The sequence below is a fragment of the Mucilaginibacter sp. PAMB04274 genome (genome assembly GCF_039634385.2).
Lineage (GTDB): Bacteria > Bacteroidota > Bacteroidia > Sphingobacteriales > Sphingobacteriaceae > Mucilaginibacter.
Genome location: NZ_CP155081.2, coordinates 1,648,364 through 1,669,624 on the forward strand (window position 1 = coordinate 1,648,364; position 21,261 = coordinate 1,669,624).

19 protein-coding genes and 1 tRNA gene are annotated in these 21,261 nt (G+C 44.2%); 7 read left to right on the forward strand and 13 right to left on the reverse strand.

Features of this window, described 5'->3' with window-relative positions; genetic code table 11:
- Nucleotides 1-301: 301 nt before the first annotated feature.
- Nucleotides 302-667: an STAS/SEC14 domain-containing protein gene (locus ABDD95_RS06925; RefSeq protein ID WP_345951179.1), complete on the forward strand. Its 366-nt coding sequence runs from the start codon at nt 302-304 to the stop codon at nt 665-667.
- Between the two features lie 24 nt (nt 668-691).
- Nucleotides 692-925 carry a hypothetical protein gene (locus ABDD95_RS06930; RefSeq protein ID WP_345951180.1) on the forward strand — a complete coding sequence of 78 codons (234 nt, stop codon included), beginning with the start codon at nt 692-694 and terminating at the stop codon, nt 923-925.
- Nucleotides 926-977: 52 nt separating this feature from the next.
- Here ABDD95_RS06930 and ABDD95_RS06935 read toward each other — a convergent pair whose 3' ends face one another.
- From ABDD95_RS06935 to ABDD95_RS06945, 3 genes are all read right to left on the reverse strand, one after another.
- Nucleotides 978-1,838, reverse strand: a complete 861-nt coding sequence (locus ABDD95_RS06935) for a polysaccharide deacetylase family protein (protein ID WP_345951181.1) — start codon at nt 1,836-1,838, stop codon at nt 978-980.
- Nucleotides 1,839-1,929: 91 nt separating this feature from the next.
- On the reverse strand, nt 1,930-2,415 hold the full coding sequence (locus ABDD95_RS06940) for a nicotinamide-nucleotide amidohydrolase family protein (protein WP_345951182.1): 486 nt from the start codon (nt 2,413-2,415) through the stop codon (nt 1,930-1,932).
- Between the two features lie 16 nt (nt 2,416-2,431).
- Complete coding sequence (locus tag ABDD95_RS06945) at nt 2,432-4,720, reverse strand: GH92 family glycosyl hydrolase (RefSeq protein ID WP_345951183.1); 2,289 nt, start codon at nt 4,718-4,720, stop codon at nt 2,432-2,434.
- A 223-nt stretch (nt 4,721-4,943) separates the two neighbouring features.
- On the opposite strand from ABDD95_RS06945, the gene ABDD95_RS06950 reads away from it, so the two are divergent.
- Together ABDD95_RS06950 and ABDD95_RS06955 are read left to right on the forward strand one after the other, a co-directional pair.
- Entirely contained in the window at nt 4,944-5,636 is a 693-nt protein-coding gene (locus ABDD95_RS06950) for a hypothetical protein (protein WP_345951184.1), read from the forward strand.
- Nucleotides 5,637-5,661: 25 nt separating this feature from the next.
- The gene (locus tag ABDD95_RS06955) at nt 5,662-7,314 is read left to right on the forward strand and encodes a hypothetical protein (RefSeq protein ID WP_345951185.1); all 1,653 of its coding nucleotides are present in this window, start codon (nt 5,662-5,664) and stop codon (nt 7,312-7,314) included.
- Nucleotides 7,315-7,374: 60 nt separating this feature from the next.
- On the opposite strand, the gene ABDD95_RS06960 is transcribed toward ABDD95_RS06955, so the two are convergent.
- The 6 genes from ABDD95_RS06960 to ABDD95_RS06985 all read right to left on the reverse strand — a co-directional run bounded on the left by ABDD95_RS06960 (nt 7,375) and on the right by ABDD95_RS06985 (nt 13,845).
- Nucleotides 7,375-8,475 (reverse strand): hypothetical protein, encoded by a 1,101-nt coding sequence (locus tag ABDD95_RS06960; RefSeq protein ID WP_345951186.1) that lies wholly within the window; start codon nt 8,473-8,475, stop codon nt 7,375-7,377.
- 74 nt (nt 8,476-8,549) lie between these two features.
- Nucleotides 8,550-9,152 (reverse strand): phosphatase PAP2 family protein, encoded by a 603-nt coding sequence (locus ABDD95_RS06965; protein ID WP_345951187.1) that lies wholly within the window; start codon nt 9,150-9,152, stop codon nt 8,550-8,552.
- Nucleotides 9,153-9,332: 180 nt separating this feature from the next.
- Complete coding sequence (gene ruvB / locus ABDD95_RS06970; RefSeq protein ID WP_345951188.1) at nt 9,333-10,355, reverse strand: Holliday junction branch migration DNA helicase RuvB; 1,023 nt, start codon at nt 10,353-10,355, stop codon at nt 9,333-9,335.
- Between the two features lie 142 nt (nt 10,356-10,497).
- On the reverse strand, nt 10,498-11,232 hold the full coding sequence (locus ABDD95_RS06975) for a polyprenol monophosphomannose synthase (RefSeq protein ID WP_345951189.1): 735 nt from the start codon (nt 11,230-11,232) through the stop codon (nt 10,498-10,500).
- A 104-nt stretch (nt 11,233-11,336) separates the two neighbouring features.
- Nucleotides 11,337-12,809, reverse strand: coding sequence for a POT family MFS transporter (locus ABDD95_RS06980; protein ID WP_345951190.1), 1,473 nt, complete (start codon nt 12,807-12,809; stop codon nt 11,337-11,339).
- 115 nt (nt 12,810-12,924) lie between these two features.
- Complete coding sequence (locus tag ABDD95_RS06985; RefSeq protein ID WP_345951191.1) at nt 12,925-13,845, reverse strand: hypothetical protein; 921 nt, start codon at nt 13,843-13,845, stop codon at nt 12,925-12,927.
- A gap of 178 nt (nt 13,846-14,023) precedes the next feature.
- Between ABDD95_RS06985 and ABDD95_RS06990 the strand changes: the two genes are divergently transcribed.
- The 3 genes from ABDD95_RS06990 (at nt 14,024) to ABDD95_RS07000 (ending at nt 17,727) form a co-directional block, all read left to right on the forward strand.
- Complete coding sequence (locus ABDD95_RS06990; RefSeq protein WP_345951192.1) at nt 14,024-16,087, forward strand: HDIG domain-containing metalloprotein; 2,064 nt, start codon at nt 14,024-14,026, stop codon at nt 16,085-16,087.
- A 79-nt stretch (nt 16,088-16,166) separates the two neighbouring features.
- A tRNA-Ser gene (locus tag ABDD95_RS06995) sits at nt 16,167-16,253 on the forward strand.
- Between the two features lie 250 nt (nt 16,254-16,503).
- Nucleotides 16,504-17,727, forward strand: coding sequence for a site-specific integrase (locus tag ABDD95_RS07000; protein WP_345951193.1), 1,224 nt, complete (start codon nt 16,504-16,506; stop codon nt 17,725-17,727).
- A gap of 201 nt (nt 17,728-17,928) precedes the next feature.
- On the opposite strand, the gene ABDD95_RS07005 is transcribed toward ABDD95_RS07000, so the two are convergent.
- From ABDD95_RS07005 to ABDD95_RS07020, 4 genes are all read right to left on the reverse strand, one after another.
- Nucleotides 17,929-18,117 carry a hypothetical protein gene (locus tag ABDD95_RS07005; protein WP_345951194.1) on the reverse strand — a complete coding sequence of 63 codons (189 nt, stop codon included), beginning with the start codon at nt 18,115-18,117 and terminating at the stop codon, nt 17,929-17,931.
- A gap of 7 nt (nt 18,118-18,124) precedes the next feature.
- Complete coding sequence (locus ABDD95_RS07010) at nt 18,125-18,373, reverse strand: hypothetical protein (protein ID WP_345951195.1); 249 nt, start codon at nt 18,371-18,373, stop codon at nt 18,125-18,127.
- Nucleotides 18,374-18,554: 181 nt separating this feature from the next.
- A complete protein-coding gene (locus ABDD95_RS07015; protein ID WP_345951196.1) occupies nt 18,555-20,306 on the reverse strand; it encodes an ATP-binding protein in 1,752 nt (583 codons plus the stop codon).
- Between the two features lie 623 nt (nt 20,307-20,929).
- A complete protein-coding gene (locus tag ABDD95_RS07020; protein ID WP_345951197.1) occupies nt 20,930-21,181 on the reverse strand; it encodes a hypothetical protein in 252 nt (83 codons plus the stop codon).
- Nucleotides 21,182-21,261 lie beyond the last annotated feature (80 nt).

Here is a 21,261-nt window from a genome sequence, read left to right on the forward strand (position 1 = left end):
TGCTAAAAATAGGTTGGTGTTAACACCCCTCGTCTACTCTGTTGCTGTAGCTCTTACTTTGTAGTAACCGGCCTTTACCGCCAAGAGCAGCCAATGTAAGTGCACTGGTCCTGAAAATTAGTAAACACAGGTGCAACTTAAAGCACAAATGCATATAGTTTATTGTCAAAACCAACAAGAAAGTCTTGGGCTTAGCAATATCACCCAAAAGGGAAACTTACTTAGCAATCAGCCAAATACCACTACCGGCAAACACATTTGCTCTGTAGGCGTTGTATAGTCGAAACAACATTTAACCTATATGCTGCAATTTATAAATGATTTACCTGATAATATAATTGGCATACATGCCATAGGAGAGGTGACCAAAGAAGACATTGATAACGTACTAATACCACGATTGGATGATCTGGTAAAACGCCAGGGCGAGATCAATTACCTGCTGGTACTTGAAACTGATGCGCAGAACTTTAGCGCCGGGGCATGGTGGGACGATGTAAAAGTAGGCCTTAAGCATTTTACCAAATGGAAGAAAGTGGCCGTAGTAACCGACCAGAAAAGCGTAGAATGGTTTACCAGCAATATTTTTAAATTCCTGATTCCGGGAACTTCAAAAGGTTTTTCGTTAGATAAACTGGAAGAGGCCGTTAAATGGATAGCAGAATAATTAACAACTATAAATATACTACTTATGGCAACTGAGAACACCCCGAATGGCAACGAAGATACCAGCCCTAACAATGATCAGATAGGCGAAAATGCCGGTGATAGCGAATTATCAAAAGGCAATACGCCTACCGAACATACCAAAGAAGATGATGAACGCGTAGATACTGTGGTGCCCGATAATGATAGTGGCGCGCCCGGTGCTCCGAGTGAGGAGTCATCCAACAAAGGTCAGGGTCCGGCAAACGAAAACCTGTAAAAAGCAAAAGCCCTTTCTGCATGCAGAAAGGGCTTTTGCTTTTAATAATGCGTTAAAAACTATTTTTAATACTGTTATGCAAGGTTTTGGCGCTCCAGTAACCGCTATCTAAAATACGGCGTATGGTCATCAGCGGATCATTAGGATCACGCTTCTCAGCCAATTGAAAGGCTGCCTTGAAACCACGTTTATGCAGTTCAGGCAAACCCTGCGCATTCCATAAACCGAATGGGTAGGCAAAATATTCTATCTTCTTACCGGTTATTTCTTCCAGTTTTTTAGTAGGCTTATCAATTTGTGTCTCCCAATCTTTACCGGCAAACTTTTTAAAGTTGTGATGATCCCAGGTGTGGCTAGCAATTACGTTGCCCTCGTCTGACAGTTGTTTGATCTGCTCCTTGTTCATATAGTTAGGCCGGCCAATAGATACGGTCATGATGAAGTATACCGCCTTAAAGCCATACTTTTTCAGTTCGGGATTGGCAATGGTAAATTGGTCCAAATCGGTATCATCAAACGTAAGCATGATGGGTTTGCTGGGCAATGCAGCGCCGGTGGTAAGGTAGTCATACAATTGGTTGGGCAGTATGGTATGGTAACCGCTATCGGCCAGCATCTTTATTTTTTCCTTAAAGCTGGCTATGGGTACAATATAGTCCTTCGCTGTTTTAGAGTCGCGCGGGCGCCAGTCGCGTATTTGGTGGTAGCACAAAATAGGCACCTGCTTACGGGCAATAATCTCGGCATTGGTGCCCATTTTGCCTGGCTTTTTGGCTGCTGGCTCTGTTGTTGCGGTTGTAGTAGTGGCTGTTGTAGTAGTAGCGGTACTATCAGTAACACTGGCCGTTTTGCCCGACTGACAGGCAGCTAAACTTAGGGTACAAGCGGCAATAGCTGTAAATATTCTATACATGGGATAACAAATACGCAAAAAGTATCTGAGGCGAAAATAAAATAAATAAGAAGACAACGTATATAAAATTATAACTGTAAATATGAAAGCTTTATGCGCTCACTGCAAGCTCTTTAAGTAGATAATTTGCTATTTCATCTATAGCTTTCAAAATTACCTGTTCCGGCTCATCATCAATATAAAGGCGAAGTTTCCAGGGCTTATCCTTAAAAAAGCCATGTACAAACATGGTACCTACGGGCTTTTCTTCCGTTTCGCTGCCACCAGGCGCTGCAAGGCCGGTAACTGCAACTATTACGTCGGAGGGGATGAGCTTGCGCAGGCCAATGGCCAATTGTTCTGTTACCTCGGCAGATTCGGGCGTGAATTTTTCAATCATTTCGTCAGTTACGCCCAGTAAGCTTTTTTTTACACTCACATCGTAACACACAATACTGCCGTTAAGTACGCTGCCACAATTGGGTATAAGCGCAAACTCAGATATAACTTTACCGGCAGTTACGCTCTCGGCAAATGCAATGGTTAATTTACGGTCTTTTAAAGTATGACTACAGTCAATAACGATATCAGATGGCATATAAAGAATAATTGGTTTACTGCTTATTAGACATCGAAAACGGGTAATCTGTTTGCCTGTTTCCTCTTATTTTGTTGGGAACAGACTGCATTTTAAAATGTAATACACCGCCTTTTAATAATGTTTGATGGCTTAACCAATTGTAAGTGTAAGGTTTACCGTTAAAGGTTAAGTTGTTTATATACCTGTTCGCATCACTGTTTTGGGGCGAACTAATCACAACAGTTTTGCCGTTTTCAAGTGTTAGGGTAACCTTTTTAAATAACGGTGCCCCCAGTACATACTGGTCACTTACGGGGCAAACTGGGTAGAAGCCCATGGCCGAGAATACGTACCAAGCTGATGTTTGACCATTGTCTTCATCGCCGCAGTAACCATCTGGTGTGGGCTTGTATAGGCGGTTCATCACTTCGCGGGCCCAGTATTGGGTTTTCCAGGGTTGGCCGGCGTAATTATACAGGTAAATCATGTGCTGTATGGGCTGGTTGCCGTGTGCATATTGGCCCATGTTCATGATCTGCATCTCCCGTATCTCATGTATCACACCGCCATAGTAGCTGTCGTCAAAAACAGGCGGCAGGCTAAATACCGAATCCAGCTTGGAAGTAAATTTCCGCTCGCCGCCCATAAGGTTAATCAGCCCCTGCACATCATGAAACACCGACCAGGAGTAGTGCCAGCTGTTACCCTCGGTAAAGGCATCGCCCCACTTTAACGGGTTAAAAGGCGACTGAAAGCTGCCATCTCTATTTTTACCCCGCATTAAGCCCGTTGCCGGGTCAAACAGCTTTCGGTAGTTCTGACTGCGCGTTTTGTACAACTCCACTTCGGATGCCGGGCGGTTTAAGGCCTTGGCCAGTTGATAAATGGCAAAGTCGTCATAAGCATACTCTAGGGTACGGGCAGCGCTTTCGTTTATTTTAACATCATAAGGTACGTAGCCCAGTTCGTTATAATATTTTACACCATAACGGCCAGTGGCCGTGACCGGGCCCTCGTTGTTAGCACCGTGCTGCAGGGCTTCGTATAGCTTGTTAATATCGTAGCCCCGCAAACCTTTCAGGTAAGCTTCGGCCACTACCGATGCCGAGTTGTTGCCCACCATAATATCGGCATAACCAGGGCTGCTCCACTCGGGCAGCCAGCCGCCCTCCGTATAATCACTAATAAGGCCCTGCTGCATCTCTTTGTTAATGGATGGATACACCAAGTTTAAAAAAGGGTACAGCGCCCGGAAAGTATCCCAAAAACCGGTGCCAGCAAATTTGTAACCCGGCATAGTTTTGCCGGTGTAAGGACTGTAATGAACTACTTTGCCTTTAGCATCAACCTCATATAGCTTATTAGGGAACATCACCGTACGGTACAGGCAGGAGTAAAAAGTACGGGTTTGATCTGCCGTGCCACCTTCTACCTGTATGCGGCTCAGTACCTTGTTCCAGGCAATGTGAGCTTTTTGCTTGGTGGCCTCAAAGCTGTCATCGCCTACCTCGCGCTGTAAATTCAGTTCGGCCTGCTCAAAGCTAATGAGCGATGATGCTACCCGCAGGTGCACCTTTTCGCCTTTAGCAGTTTTAAAACCAATAATAGCGCCCGCATGGTTGTTGGTTATTTCCAGCGAATCGGCACCGGCTAGTGTTTTACCATGCCATGCCCGTGCAATGTTAAAAGGCTTGTCGGTATAGATTACAAAGTAGTTTTTAAAATTAACCGGCTTGCTGCGGGCATTGCGCGTAGTATAGCCAATAATCTTGTTTTGCTGAGGTATGATCCTGATATACGATCCTCGGTCTAAAGCATCAATTACAATAAATGAGCTATCGCTTTTAGGGTAACTGAACTGAAACTGCGCAGCACGCTCAGTGGTGGTCATCTCGGCGGTTACATCATGGTCGGCCAGGTAAACGCTGTAGTAATAAGGTTTTACCACCTCTGCCTTGTGGCTAAACCAACTGGCCCTGTCCTCCTGTGTAAATTTGGTTTTACCAGTTACCGGCATAATGGCAAATTGCCCGTAGTCGTTCATCCAGGGGGAGGGTTGGTGGGTTTGCTTAAAGCCCCGTATCTTATCAGCCGCATATTGGTACATCCAGCCGTTGCCCATAGTGCCTGTTTGGGCCGACCAATAATTCATCCCCCAGGGTACACCCACAGCAGGATAAGTATTACCGTTGCTCAGATCGGGCTTTGAGTCGGTACCCATAAGCGGGTTCACCCACTCGGCCGGATCGGTTACTTTGTTTACCTGCTGGGCTTGTACTGCGGTGGCTATCAAAAATATAATAAGAGACCAGATATACTTCATGGGTATGTGTTGATGTAACAAATATAAAACAGTTGCCAAACGTGACACAATCAAGTACTATGTTTTACGGGGGAGGACCACACTAAGGTCATATATTACCAGCTTTTATTATTGTACATATTTATAGTAACTATAAGTATGTATAATCGGTATAAGTGGCTGTTGCAGAAAATATGTATAATCGTTCCGTAACATACCGACAAAAAGTAACGACTAAGGGGATATGAATAAATTTTACTTATTTTTAACAGCATTTGTGGCATTAACGGTTCAGGCTAAAGCACAGAGCAAACCACAAGTACCGCCCACTTCTACCTTCAATAACAATTGGTCTCTACAGGTTGTGGCAGGTACGCAGGGTGTGGGAGCTGATGTGCGTCACGGCGTTACTAAAAATCTTTCCGTACGGGCTGGTGCTGCTTTTATACCGGTAAAAGCTAATAACGTATTCAGCTTTTCGGGCTTCCAGTCTACCAACAATGTTTCTGTAAAGTTTTCGAACATACACCTGCTGGCCGATTTTGTGCCTTTTAAAAACGCCCGCGGCTTTAGGTTGGTAGGCGGGGCGGGTTACTTGTACAAGGCTACCGGTGGGATAGAAGTATTGCCAACGGGTAATTACAAGGTGGGCAACTACAACCTTTCGAGCGCCGATTTAGGCACACTCAATATTGATATGAGCTGGAAAGGCATTGCCCCCTATGCAGGCATTGGCTTGTTCAAAAGCTTTCCGCAACGGTTGTTTAACGTTAACCTTGATTTAGGTACCTACTACCTGTCAAAACCACAAAGCAAGATTACCGGTACCGAAATGCTGGCCGATAATTACAAGCTCGAGCCGCAGTTCGATTCCAACTTTAAAAGCTACCGCTGGCTGCCTGTAGTACAGCTTAACTTTAATTTCAAGATACGATAATAACCCCTGATAATTTATACTACTTATGAAACTATTAAGCAGATTTGTTTTTGCAGCATCATTTAGCCTGGTAAGTTTATTGGCTATAAATGCCTGTAAAAAACCTACTGACGATATTAATCTCATTGTTAATACCAGTACGCTGTCTAAAGCGCCAACGCTGTTGCAGTTTGTTAACGCTAACCCAACAAGCAATACGGCCATACCTGCCAGCTTTGCTGTTACCATAAGTGGTGCCAATGCGGCGCTGGTACAGGTTGATGGTGGCGGTACAAATTTTACGGCCACCAACGGCATCTTGCCTTTAAGCCTTACCAAAAGCGCCAACCCGAGTATTGCCAATCCGCTTACTTACCATATTTATGTGAATGTACCGGGCTTTATGCCGGTATCAAAAACCATTGTTGTTACCAGTAATGCCGCTTCTGCACCGGTTATTCCGTTAGTGGAGTACGCCAGCCCGGCTAATGGTACAGCAACTGTAGTACAACAATCTACGGTTAGCGCAGGTACATCTTCAGCCGTTAGCATTAATACCAGCGCTAATACATCTACTACCGAGGCCAGCAACGTTAGTATACCATCGGGCACACAGCTGCTGGATGCAAACGGCAGTCTAATCAACAGTTCGCAACTAAAATCGAGCGTTGTATTTTTCGGAACCGGTAATACCTCGTCTTATAATGCGCTGCCAGGTGGCTTAAATCCATCAAATGCCATTGGCCCTAACGGACAAGCATTACCAGCCGGTACCTCATTTGTTACCGCCGGTTTATTATCTATCAATATGGTTGCCGGCTCAACAGCGGTAAAGGGTTTTTCTAAACCGGTTACGCTAACCATGGAGATTAACAGCAATCTGGTTAACCCGCAAACCAAACAACAGGTTGCTGCGGGTGATGCCATCCCTATTTGGAGTTTAAACGAGCAAACCGGCCAATGGAAATATGAAACTACAGCTAATGTGATCCGCAAAGGTAATAAGCTGGCTGTTACCTTTCCTATTACGCACCTTTCGAGCTGGAGTGCCGACTGGTATGGCGCCAGCTGTTCATCAACCTTAACCGTTAATATGCATACTGCGCAACAGTTGAACGGCGATTTTCTGGTGAGCCTGACTACGGCAAACGAGCAACCGGTGAGCTCTGCAGCTGTAAGCCAACTTAAGGAAGGTGTGCAAGCCGTTTTATCTGATATCCCCGCAGACGCAGGCGATTTAAAAGTAGTGGTTTATGCACGCAACGGTAACAGCTTAACCAAACTTGGCGAAACGCCAACCTTCGGCGCGTGTGGTAAGGGTTCGGTAGAGGTAACACTGGCTACACAGCCTACTGTTAACTATATAAAAACCATGGTTAACGTGGTTGCAAAATGCTCAAACCAGCAAGTGGTTGCTTATCCATCAACCTGGTTAGTACTTAAGAACACCACAACCGGCGAAAGTACTAATGTTTATATGACCGATGGCGTAGCAACCACAAACCTGGTAGATGGTAACAGCTATAGTATTACAACCACTTATGCCGGCAAAACATACAACTCAAGCGCATTTAAGCTCGATAAATCGGCCGTGGTTGCAATACCGGCTGTTAATGGATTAAGCGGAACAACACGTTACGATGCGGTTTCGAACACCGTGGTGGTTGATGCCACCTTTGTGCTTACCGATTGTAAGTAAGATTATAGGTTTCTGTTATAACGAAGAAGGGCCCAGAGATGATCTCGGGGCCCTTCTTCGTTATTTGGTTAATGTTTTCAATTCTTTCTCAATCTTTTCGTCCCATTGCGATTGCACGTAACGGTCTCTGCCATGACTGGTTTGGTTATCATAGGCTAACTGCATAGCATCCATATCGCGGTACGAGTCGAGGTACTGCATGCTCAGAAAAGCCTCGTAAGTATCTGGCGTTAGTTTTTCGGCCAGCACTTTCCGTTTATATTGTTCCGCTATAATCTTAACAATGTCGAAATGCTTTTGCTCGTGGTTCAGCGTGTAATCTTCTTTAGCATTGTAACTAACCCAACAGGTGCTTTTGGGTACAAATGCTTTCATGGCTATGTTTACATAAATGGTTCCATCTTTAATATTGGCATGTTGCTCATAAGCTATGCTGGGCATTACCATGGCGCTAAAGGTGCCGCTTGGCTTATATTTCGACTGAAAATCGGCCCAGGTAAGCGGGCGCTTGGCAGTGTAATAAATGGTATCGCCTTCTATATTATCGGTGTAATTGGTAAAAATAAATTTAACGTTGCGCGCCAGTTTTACGTTCATACCATGGTTCGTTTTCATCCAGTCGTTAAAATAATTTAACCCGTTTTTTAAAGCCTTGCGTAGCTGTGGTTCTACTACGTTGGCATTATCGGCCGAGCGCACATAGCGGAAAGTGCTTCCATACCCAACTAGTGGATCGGTGCCCCAATCCTTTTGCAGGCCGAAAGATAGATACAAGCGGATGCTGCCTTCAACACGGTTGCCCGCCAAGCTTGTCTCTGTAATTTTAAGCTCCTTTAAGCTCATGATTACGGGGCGTTCGGCTTCGTTTTTAGGAAGGTTACGCTCCATAAATTGTTGAATGGCTTTGCTCGGGCCACCTTGCAGGTCGGCCGGTTGTACCAGCATTTTGTTGCCGGGTGCTTTAACAATCAGCTGCGCTATGGCGTTTTTGCTGCTCCGTTCATCCGCTACGTTAGCAATGTAAAAGCCCATCGGTTTTAAAGCCAGGGGTTCATCCTGCAACACAATAGAACCGGTTGGATTAAGCGTCTTAAGGCTAGTAAGACCAATGAAAAGGAAAAGAAGTAAAGTGGTTGTGGTAAAAAAAAATCTCTTGCACATATCAGTTATCTGAAAAACGATATGCAGTACAAAATAGTATGAAAGCCGTTACAAAAGAGTTGTAATTAAGCAGGTTAGGGCTTTTTTAAGAAAATAAGTGATGCCGCTGTACCTGCACCTAAAACTGCCCCTCCGGCTACATCGGTAGGGTAGTGTACGCCCAGGTACATGCGCGAGTAACTGGTGGCGCCTGCCCATAAAAACGAGGGCGCAATTACATACCACTTGGGGTAGGAAATGCTGAGTGCCGTAGCGGTAGAAATGCTGAGTGCCGTATGGCCCGAAGGGAAGGAGTAACGTGTTGGCTCGTAAACAGGTGTAATGCTCACGTTGCGGATAAATGGCCGGTCGCGCTTAACCAGTTTTTTTATAATAGCCGATAAGCCATAGGAGATGAGTGTGCTGCTGGCTACATAGGCCGCATTTTGTCGTAGTTCTTTATTTTGGCCAATGGCACCGCCTACAAACATACCTACCGGGATGCTGTAATCGATGTATTGGTAGTTTTTGGATAAAAACATCAGCACTTCGGTTTGCGGGCGTGTGCGCGATTTCGCCAGATCCAGCAGAATCCCATCTTCAATTCTGTCAAGCCTGCTGTTTTGGGCATTTGCATTGAAAGACGTGCTGCTTGTGAGGAATATGATCAGTAAAATATAGATAGACTTAATATTCATTGTTGATAAAAACGTGGCCATGCCCGGGCATTCTGTAATTGTTGTTTAGCCGATAAAAGACACAGGAGGAGCAAATATTCTGAAAAAACCACAAACACACTAAATTGTGTTTAAAATATATCGTTTAGCCAAAGCTGCACTTGGAAACAAAAAGAAAAGCGGCATAAGCCGCTTTTAATATCAAAATAACCTTGGAGCCTGGCCTGTGCGCATGATGCCCAGGTGCCGGTAGGCATTGTCGGTAGCTTCACGCCCGCGCGAGGTACGCATCAGGTAACCTTCCTGGATCAGGAAAGGTTCGTAAACTTCTTCAATGGTGCCCTCATCTTCGCCTACGGCGGTGGCAATGGTTTTTACGCCAACCGGGCCCCCTTTAAATTTCTCAATAATAGTAAGCAGTATCTTATTGTCCATCTCGTCGAGCCCGTGCTCGTCCACGTTCAGGGCAGTAAGTGCATATTTGGCAATCTCGGTATCAATGCTGCCATTGCCTTTTATTTGCGCAAAATCGCGCGTACGGCGTAGCAGGGCATTGGCAATACGGGGTGTACCACGGCTGCGGCGTGCAATCTCATAAGCGCCCTCATCGGTAATGGGCGTTTTAAGGATAGAGGCCGAACGCAGAACAATTGTAGTAAGCAACTTGGCGTCATAATATTCCAGCCTTGAGTTGATGCCGAAGCGGGCCCGTAACGGTGCGGTAAGCAAACCTGAGCGGGTAGTAGCGCCCACCAGCGTAAACGGATTTAAGGTTAACTGCACCGAGCGGGCATTTGGGCCGCTCTCCAGCATAATGTCAATCTTGAAATCCTCCATGGCTGAGTACAGGTATTCTTCTACCAGTGGGCTCAGGCGGTGTATCTCGTCAATAAAAAGTATATCTCCGGCTTCGAGGTTGGTTAGCAGGCCGGCCAGATCGCCGGGCTTGTCCAGTACCGGACCGGAAGTAATCTTAATGCCTACGTCCATTTCGTTGGCGATAATGTGCGATAGGGTAGTTTTACCCAAGCCGGGAGGGCCATGCAACAGCACATGATCAAGCGATTCGCCGCGCTGGCGTGCCGCCTGTACAAACACTTTTAAGTTGGCTAATATTTTATGCTGACCGGTGAAATCTTCAAAAGCCTGCGGCCGCAACACTTTTTCAATGTCGCGTTCGGTAGAGGTAAGGCGTTCCTGATTTGGGTCTAAATTCTCATTCATTTACCAACAAATTTAGCATTTTTATGATGCATTTGCAAGTAAGTGAATGCTGATCTGCATAATCGCTAGGCAATTAAATAGTAATCAATAATCACATTGGAACCACAGTTCCACAAGCAATAAATTGTACACAGAGACCCAATTATTCTCCTTCGGGATACTTTCTGAAAATGCTGTTCAGCTTCATCTGGATTACGCCTAAAAAGGCTTCGCGGAAAATGCGTGTTGACATTTTAGAGACGCCTTCGGTGCGGTCGGTAAATATGATGGGGATCTCTACCACCTTAAAGCCATGTTTAATGGTGGTATATTTCATTTCAATCTGGAAGGCGTAACCTACAAATTTGATCTTATCCAGCCGGATAGTTTCGAGCACCTTGCGCTTGTAACATACAAAGCCTGCGGTAGCATCCTTAATGTTGATGCCGGTTATAAACCGCACGTATGCCGAGGCATAGTAGCTCATCAGCACTCGGTTCATGGGCCAGTTTACCACGTTAACGCCTTTAACGTAGCGTGAGCCTATGGCCATATCGGCACCTTCTACACAAGTCTCACGTAAGCGCAGCAAATCGTTCGGATTGTGTGAAAAATCGGCATCCATCTCAAATATGTAATCGTACTTGCGTTGTATGCTCCACTTAAAACCGTGTATATACGCCGTGCCCAAACCCTGCTTGCCCTTGCGCTCCTCTATAAACAAACGCTCGGGGTATTCAGCCTGCAGACCTTTTACAATTGCGCCTGTACCATCGGGCGATCCGTCATCAACTATCAGTAAATGAAAGTCATGCGGAAGCGATAACACTTTGCGTATCATGCGCTCAATGTTTTCTTTTTCGTTATAAGTAGGTATGATAACTATGCTATCGGGCACGGGTGTAATAAAGTTTTAAGCCGCAAAAGTACGTATTTAAGCCCTTAAAAAACAAAAGCAGGAAAGCATGTACCTTCCTGCTTTTGTTAAAAGATGTTAAGTTTTTACAAGTTAGTCGTTTCTGCCGCAACTTGGTTCTCATCTTCGGCCACATAATTACGTTCTTTTAAGCGAGGGGAAACGAACAGGTAAACAAAAATGAATACAGAAATCAGACCCACAAAGAACCAGTAATAATTAGCCCCCTCAAACTGAGAGAAGAAGCCTTTATTTGATATACTATTGTTAACATAAGCTACAAAGATGTTCCCTATAGCTACTGTAAGTAACCAGATAGCAGACATGGTACTTTTCATTGATTTGGGAGATTGTGTATAAGCATATTCTAAGCCGGTAATCGAAACCAGTGTTTCACCAGCCGACAGTACCATATAGGCCAATATTTGCCACCAAACTGACGGATGTTCGCCAGCATCAACACGGGTTTGTATCAAAGCGATGATTACAAAAGACAAGCCTGTTAATATTAAACCTGCACCAAAGCGACGTAACGGCGTGGTTTTAAGCCCCATTCTATCTAAAAATGGGTAGATACCATAATTGAAAATAGGAATAAACGAAAGCAGGAAAACAGGGTTGGCAGTTTGAACCTGCTCAGGCAGTAACTGGTACCCAAACATGTGTAAATCAAGCTTGGTAGCCTGCAACACCCATTCCGATAAGCTTTGATCCCACATGGCCCAAAAGATAGGGACAAACGCAAATACAGCCATTACACGCCATACCGCTTTAATACCTTCTACTTTTTCATGGTCGAAACTGTCTTTAGCTACATCGAGTAATGCCTGCCCTTTTTGTTTTTTACCAATGTTAAACAGCGCATAAAGAGATATGAACAGGAAGTTGTTACGGTTGATGCCTGAGGGCGGGAGCTTGACATACTTTTTACGGCCCGAAAAGAAAATAATAGTGGCCAGGGCCATCAAAATACCAGGAACGCCAAAAGCCCATTTAGCACCATAATGCTCATAAATGTACGGTATAGCGATGGTTGAGAGTACAGAACCAGAGTTAATGGCAAAATAAAACCATCCATAAACTTTTGATAGTAAGCTTTGGTTGGTTTTGTCAAACTGATCGCCCACGTTAGCTGATACACATGACTTAATACCACCGGCGCCAACTGCAATCAATACAAGGCCGTAACGAAAGCCTTGCAAATCGGTATCAAATATAGCCAGCAACAAGTGGCCGAAGCAATATAATATCGAAACGTATAAGATTACTTTGTATTTACCAAAGAACCAATCGGCCATTAAGGCGCCAACAAACGGCATGGCATAAGCCAGTGCCACAAATATGTGGGTTATTTCGTTAGCTTTCGCCTCTGCCACAGTTTGCAATGCAGCGTTATGGGTGGGGTTGAAGAACTGTGCTACCAGGAAGGTGGCAAGTATAGAGCGCATGCCATAGAAGCTAAAACGCTCTGCGGCTTCATTGCCTATAATGTAGGGAATACTTTTTGGGTACTTCGGTTCGACAAGTTCTTTATCGATCGAAAGCGTATCTTGAACCATAGTTTCAATTAAAAAATTTTCTAAAAATAGTATTTATCCCCGAAACCGGAATTTTGTGTTGAAATCTTTACAAGTTACAACAGTAAACCGAGGGTGCAAGTATAACTTACCGCACTTAATTTTTTCGTAAAGGAACAGAATTGCGATCTCTAATAGCTTGCTTTTTAGGGTCTGCAATATCCACGTCTACCGGGGAGGGAATGTTACGCATGTCTAAATTGTCTACATAGGTCCACTTGCCATTTTGCAACTTATAACCGTCATAGGTAAGGTCGGGGCCGTATGTGTCTTGCTGGGTTTTAAACTTGTCATCTGGAGGGGCCAGGTGATCAAACACAATTAGATGCTGTTCAGGTACATGCCGAAGCAACATAGAGGCCTGGCGGCTGTACTCAAAAATAACACGGTTCCTGGTTTTCTTATTGCCGGCAAATACAGGTAAGCCAAAAGCCGGCTTGCCATTTTTAAATGATATAACCTCGATAACCTTTTTAGTAGATTTTATTGTATTTCCTTTCCAGCCCAATAACACGTAATAAGGTGTTACGGCATTAACCTGAATAATTTTATAGTACTCGGCACCATACCACTTATGATTGTCAGTTACAGAATCTTCGGGATTTTTAAGTAGGTGAGAATAGTCCTCAAGTGGGTGTAGTTGTAATTTGCCACCCGTGTTTACCTGCAACGCACCGTAAAAGCGGTAACTGCCATCTTCGTTCATAACGAACCAGCTAAAAATGCGGAATTTGTTATCGGGCGCACGCAAAATGCTTATCATTTTGAGGGAATCAAAATTGAAAGCATAGGAGTTAGGTACCTGGAGTGCTCTTACGAGCGTGCGGATAAATGTGTAATTAGCATTCTTGCGTTCCGGATCGCCCGGGTTATTAACCATTTGGCTACCCAGCCTAATCAGGCTATCCTGTAACGGGCGCAGCTTATTGAGCTGGTCTGGCGAGTTGAAACGCTGTGCATGTGCGTTACCAAGCAGGCAAGTAGTAATTAAAGTAAACAGTAAGAAAAATTTTCTCATGCAAATGTATAACGTATAAGATTAAAATTGGTTATAGCTAAACCTTGGTTTTGAGCGTCGGTTAACCGCCTAATTTAACAAAATGAACTTACTGAATGTATATTGTAGCATTTAGACTATAATTGCAAGGATTAGTTTAGGCGCCAAAATCGCACTATATTTGATAAGTAACTCTTGAATGGCAAAGTTTAGTATTTCACGACAAAGGGCAGTAGTACGCAAGTACGCGGTTGGCGTAAAGTTTTTATTGATACTCCTGTGTGTATTATTAATCATTTTAGCGCTTCCTAAGCAAACCAAATTCAGGTACGAATTCGAGAAAGGCCGTATCTGGAATCAGAAAGAGCTGATTGCCCCCTATAATTTTGCCATCCTAAAAACGAGTGCCGAACTGGAAAAAGATCAGGAGGCCGCACTGCAGAATATTTCGCCCGTTTACCAGCTTAACGAGGACGTACAGCGCCAACAGGTTGAAGGTTTCGTTAACGATTTTAACCTGAAATGGGCTAGTGCTGGCCTGCCCGACAAAGTTAAGTCGCGTTACTTGGAAATGGGTAGAACGTTGCTTAATCATGTTTATGCTACCGGCTTAATAACCCTGGGTATAAAAAACCAACCAGCCACCGATAACTATAATGTCACCGCAGTAAATAAAAACGTAGCGTCAGCTAAGAACACATCAGGCTTATTTACAAAAGAAAAGGCTGTGACCTATTTTGAGCAGGAGCTTACCCTTCATAACGTAGATAAGGCGTTTATGCTCGATCTGCTGCAAAACCGCCTTCAAAACAACCTCATTTATGATGATAAATTAACCAGTCGTTTAAAGCGCGATGCCCTGGATAATATTTCGACCACGCAAGGCATGGTACAAAAAGATGAAGTAATTATCACAAAGGGGTCTGTGATAAACGACGAAGTTTACCAAAAGCTTGTTTCCTACAAAAAATATTTTGAAGATAGCGCACGGGCAAATGGTAACCGTTGGCAAGTTTTCTTTGGTCAGTTTTTACTTGTATCGTTAACAATAACGCTGCTTATTATATTCCTAAGGCTGTTCCGTAAAGATATTTATCAGAACAACCGCCTGGTGGGTTTGATATTATTGGTAATCACAGCCATGCTGGCTACATTGTCGGGTGCTATTATGCTGCAAATACCAAATTTGTATTACATCCCTTACTGTATTGTGCCCATCATCATCCGGATATTGTTTGATACGCGGCTGGCGCTCAACATTCACCTGCTCGTCATACTAATTGCCGGCTTTTATGTACCTAACAGCTTTGAGTTTGCCTTTTATGAGATTACAGCCGGTATGGTATCTATCTACAGTATCAAAAACCTGTTGCGCAGGGGGCAGTTTTTAACTTCGGCACTCATTATTACCTTAAACTATTTTGCTGCCTTTGTAGGTATATCCTTTATTAGAGAGGGTGATATTTCCAGTATCGAGTGGCTGGAGTTCTTTCCGTTTGTAGTAAGCGTAATGCTTACATTATTAGCTTACCCGCTTATTTACGCCTTCGAGAAAGCATTCAGGATAACGTCTGATTTAACGCTTATTGAGCTCACCAATACGAATGCCGCTTTGCTGCGTGAAATGGCTTTCAAAGCGCCCGGAACCTTTCAGCACTCCCTGCAGGTGGCTAACCTGGCCGAAAATGCAATTTACAGCATTGGCGGTAATGCGCTTCTGGTTAGGGCAGGGGCTTTATACCATGATATTGGTAAAATGGAGAACCCGCTGTATTTTATTGAGAACCAAACGGCAGGATTTAATCCTCATGATAAGCTATCATACGAAGAAAGCGCACAAATCATTATCCGGCATGTGCGCAAAGGAGTAGAAATGGCTGGTAGAGCCAACCTGCCTGATGATATCATTAACTTTATACGTACCCACCACGGTAATACAAGGGTTGATTACTTTTACCAGTCATTCCTGAAAAATTTTCCCGAAAAATTCATTGATGAGAACATTTTTCGTTACCCTGGACCCATACCTTTCTCTAAAGAGACGGGTGTTTTAATGCTGGCCGACTCTGTAGAAGCCGCTTCGCGCTCAATAAAAGAGCCAGATGCAAAATCCATAAGCGACCTGGTTGACCGCATTGTGAATTACAAATTAAATCAGAACCAGTTGAAAGACAGTGATATTACGTTGAAAGATTTGGAAACCATTAAAACTATATTTAAGCGCATGCTCATGAGTATTTACCACGTGCGAATAGATTATTAGAAATACCGTATTTTTTTTTTGACGGTTTACTTGAATTACTATATTTGCAATCCCAAACGGGGACGTATTATTGAAAATTGGTGAGGTGCCTGAGAGGCCGAAAGGATCAGTTTGCTAAACTGACGTACGGGAAACTGTACCGAGGGTTCGAATCCCTCCCTCACCGCTAGAAACAGTGTTAAAACAGCTCAAAACCCTCTAAATCGTTGATTTAGAGGGTTTTTTGTTTCTGCTGCTATCCCAAACTATTCAATAATTATCAAAAAAAATGGGAGTAATTCCGGGAGTAGTAGCAATCAGATTTACTACTCCCGAAAAGTGCCACAAATAACTGATAATCAACTTGTTCATTATTTGAACATCTTGTTTTCCAAGCGCTGCAAGTCGACATTTGTTAACCTTTTAATTGCAGTGTTATGTTAGAAAGAAGCTTTAGTATTTTAACTCATCTCAAAAAACCCAAGTTTTACAAGGATGGTGATCCTTACCAAGTTTATTTAAGGATTACCGTGGACGGCATTCCAGTAGAAATATCAACCAAGCGCACCTGGGACCTTGCCCGTTGGAATAAGCGGAGCGGAAGAGCTTCGGGAACAAAAGAGGATGCGAAGTCCATCAACAACTTCCTGGAGATCATGACGAACAAAGTTCATGATGCAAGACGCTGTTTGATTGACCTGAACAAAGCAGTTACAGCAGTTAGCATTAAGAACTATCTGATGGGCGTGGACGACCGGAAATATATTCTTCGGGAGTTTAGGGCGCATAATGATCAGGTAAAGGCATTGGTGCCGGAGGAGTATTCGGAAGGCACATTGGACCTTTTCGAACGGACGCTTTTGCATACGAAGAATTTTATCGAATGGCAGTACAAGGCCGATGACCTGGATATCCGCAAACTGGATTATGAATTTATCAGCCAGTTCTCTTTCTGGCTCAAGAGCATCCGGAAGTGTCAGCACAATACAACCATTAAATACCTGACCTACTTTAAAAAAATTGTTCTTTTATGCGTCAAACGGCGCTGGTTGCCTCAAGACCCTTTTGCAGAATTCAGCCTGGCCAAAAAGGAAAATGACCGACCTTTTTTAACCGACGGTGAATTAACTAAAATAAGCCAAAAGGAATTTGCGACTGAAAGGCTTGCTGTTGTGCGTGACATTTTCTTGTTTTCTTGTTACACCGGCTTAGCTTATGCTGATGTGCTAAAACTCAAGCGTTCAGAGATTGTTATCGGTTTTGATGGTGAGGAATGGATTGACACCAGTCGGCAGAAAACAAATAGTGCATCCAAGATACCTTTGTTACCACAAGCCTTGTCAATTGTCAGAAAATACGCTGATCATCCATTGTGTCAGGTAAAAGGTACCGTTTTGCCGATCTTGAGTAATCAAAAGATGAACGCTTATTTAAAGGAGATCGCCGATGTTTGCGGTATTCGTAAGAGCCTCAGTTTTCATATCGCCCGCCATACATTTGCAACAACAGTTACCTTGAGCAAGGGCGTACCTATCGAGTCGGTTTCCAAAATGCTGGGCCATAAGAACCTCAAGCAAACACAACATTACGCGAGAATTTTAGATATTAAAGTCAGTAGTGATATGCACCTGTTGAAGAAGCGATTACAGTCTGGATTGTAACTATAAGGGCAGAAACCCCTTGTTTGCTGGATTTAACCATTTAACTCGGAATTGAAGTATTGATCTCAAACTCTATTATATTAAATGAAAATAAGGACTGCATGATTTGCCTAGGAACGAATATAAGCATACATTAGAAAGCCATGCTGCAAACAGCATGGCTTCTCCAGAACACTCCTGACCTTTTATTCTGCTTGGTTGTTAAGCTTGGTTACTTCCTGAGCCAATGGTTCCTGTTTGCTGCACACCGTTCGTTATGCCGGTACCTGCCGCTTTAAAACTATTTGAAAGGGTGGCAATGTTATCAATAACAGCAGGGGCACAAGTAAAAATGCCGCTGCCTGTAGTAACTTTGCATTCTGCGACGAAAGGTGCATTCCTGGCGATCACAATTTCTTTATTTAAGAAGCCAGGGGCCAGGAAAGTTCATAGCAACTCTATCCTTCCTAGTGCAACCGATAATAATGGTGCGACCCGAGCAGGTGTGTCTACAGGCAGCGATCATGAAAAAATTTTCATCACCAACACTCGGAAGCCCATTAAAATCCAGGTTGTAGCCGGAAAGCGCTTGTCTTTTTTTCAGTTCGTTAACTGCAGCAGAAACTTCATTAATCTTCCAGTTCTTTTTAGGGGGAGTGAAAAGCATCGGCCCGCCTTTGGGGCTGTAAGTGTACGAAATTCAGGTATGGATTGTTACTGTTGTCCCGATTTAAGACACACCGGAGATCGAATAGAGCAGTCAAAAACACGCTTGTTCCGCTTCTGCACGCATAAGCCAGCCGCGAAGCGTGGGTGTCATGCTCGAGTTATCGACTTCTGTCGGACTACTACAGCAACGTTTCCAGCTTGCTGCGCAGGTCGTCCGGCTTAAAGGGTTTCAGGATACAATCCGTCAGGTAAGCATAGGCCTGGTGATGTTCAATAGCTGCCCCTACGGATGCGGTCAGGGCAATAATGGGGATATTAGCCTTGCGGGAATCGGGTAATTCCCGGATCAGCCGGGAGGCTTCGAAGCCATCCATTACCGGCATATTGATATCCATCAGCACGACATCATAATCACAGGATACAACGGCATCTATCGCCAACCGCCCGTTTTCTACTACCGTCGGCGTAATAGACCAGACTTTCAGTAGTTTCCTAATCACCAGCACGTTTAATGGATTGTCCTCTGCCACTAAAACGCGCAGGCTGGCCAGCTCTTTTTGGTCGTGAGACACCGTTGCCCGGGTGACAACCGTTTCACCTGCTATCTTGAACAACAGTGTAAAGTTAAACTTCGTTCCCGTCCCTTCCTCGCTTTCCAGCAGCAGTTCCCCGCCCAACAGCTCCACCAGTTTTTTAGCGATGGTAAGGCCGAGCCCGGTACCGTGGTATTGCCTGTTGGTACTGGCCCGAGACTGGGTATAAGGTTCGAATATTTGTGCTAAATTTTCCGAAGGTATCCCGATGCCGGTATCGCTGATTTCGAAAGCAACTTCAAGGACTTCTGCTGCCTGTGTCTTTACGTTTGCCAGGACGGCTACCGTTCCGACGGCGGTAAATTTGATCGCATTCCCGATCAGGTTGAAGAGAATCTGGGTTAAATGGACCTGGTCGCCATGAAGCGTTTTGCCTGACAGCTCTGGTGCAGACTGGCATTGGAAATCGATTCCCTTTGCTGCCGCTCTTTCTTTAAACGTACCGCAAAGACGATCCAGCAGCACATCCAGACGGAAATCGACAGGACGTAGTTCCGTTTTGCCCGCATCAAGCTTATTGAAATCCAGTATATCGTTGATAATGGACATGAGATTATCTGAAGAAAACTGTAAAACTTCCAGATTTGCCTTCTGCTCCTCCGTATGCTTTTCAATCAGCAACAGGTTGGTCATTCCGATCACGGCGTTTAAGGGCGTGCGCAGTTCGTGGGACATGGTGGCTAAGAAGTTGGTCTTCTCCTGTGCCGTGTGATTCGCCGCCAGCAAAGCTTTTTGTAATTCACGTCTGTTTTCAGCTTGCTGGACGTTGACCGATTTGTATTCCCGAAAAAAATAGTAGTGTATATAGATCAGTATCACGAAGTTGCAGGCCAGTACAACGTGATAAGCAGTATTGTTGAGGTTCTGAATGGGGCTGGCGATGCTGAGGCCGGCGTATTCATTCATATAGATGTAGGCCAGTAACGGTATAATATTGATGGTGGCGTAAACCAGTCCCCATTTTTCCTCTAAAAGATAAAAGCCGCAGGTAACAATCAAAACGATGTACTGAACCATGACCAGGTTGACACCCTGCCGGATAAAGAGAATATTCGTCCAGATGATCAACGTCAGACAAAAGATAAAGGCATGAGCAATGCGACGCCAGCTTCCGCCTCGCAGTAGCCATATCAGGTTGATGACAAGGACCACCAGGATAAAACTGGAACGAACCAGCAGGTAGTTTCTTTCGAATATCAGATAAAATAAAGTGAGCAGGACAAAAATACCGGCGTAGGCTACGAGCAGCGCACGTAGTATTTGAATGCGGGCCTGATTAAGCTGTTGTTCCTCCGTTTGACGAAGAGACGAGGTATTAAATGGAAGCAGTATCGGCATAAACAAGTGATATAGAATCCTAAAAATAATATCTTCGCATTAAAGAAAGCTATTTATACGCAAAAGCCGGTTTGCCGGATGTGGCCAATTGCAATATTTCTGCAGCATTGCCTTAATATTGAATGCTTTAGGTCAAGGTGTTTGAAAAGGAGATACCCGCCTTGAAAACTTACTGACACTCGGGTAGCAGTTTGCCCCCCCCCCATATTTATAGCAATTTCTGCAGTGTTATACTTAAATCCGGCACATGACCTGCGTACTGATGCCAGCAGCACATCAGTATTTAAAGGAAATCAGCGATGGATTTGCGTTCGAATTATTATCAGTCAAGATCAGGCAATTCCCATAGCGCGGTCCGTTTGCTGTTGGCATAGCCCTATAATTGTTGACACATCGAATTAATGATGCATTTAATCTTTGGTTCCAAGGGTAAATTTGACGATACTTGCCCATAAGGAAAGCAACCCACTTTCCGAATTGTGATAAGGTTTAGGTTGAAGCCTTCAGACAGCGAGTGCCGGAAGGCTTTATTTTTTAGCTGTCAGGCAGAATTGCTCGTGGTCAATGTCCAGCGAACCAGGAAAATGTAGATAGGTCATTACTTGTGGCCCGTTAAGCGTAAACTATTTGCGGAAGTTGTCTTTAAGCCATTGTTCCACGTTGCGCTGCTGATGATACATGGCCAAAAGCGTATCGAGGCTGCCGAAGTATTTGACAATGTCGCTCTGCGGGCGATTGGCCTGTTCTGCAATACGACCGGCCGTCAGTAATAAAATATCTTCCTGCATTGTAAGTACTGCAATCGCTTCTGTGAATACAAGATTGGCTTCCTGAAATTCCGGAAATGCAATCTTTGATGGGCCTTGTTTCATCATGGCTTTTTTTTTCTATAAAGATAAGTCCCGCTTTTTTCAAAAGTGGTGACATAACATGCGAGCGAGTTTTTTACGTTCTT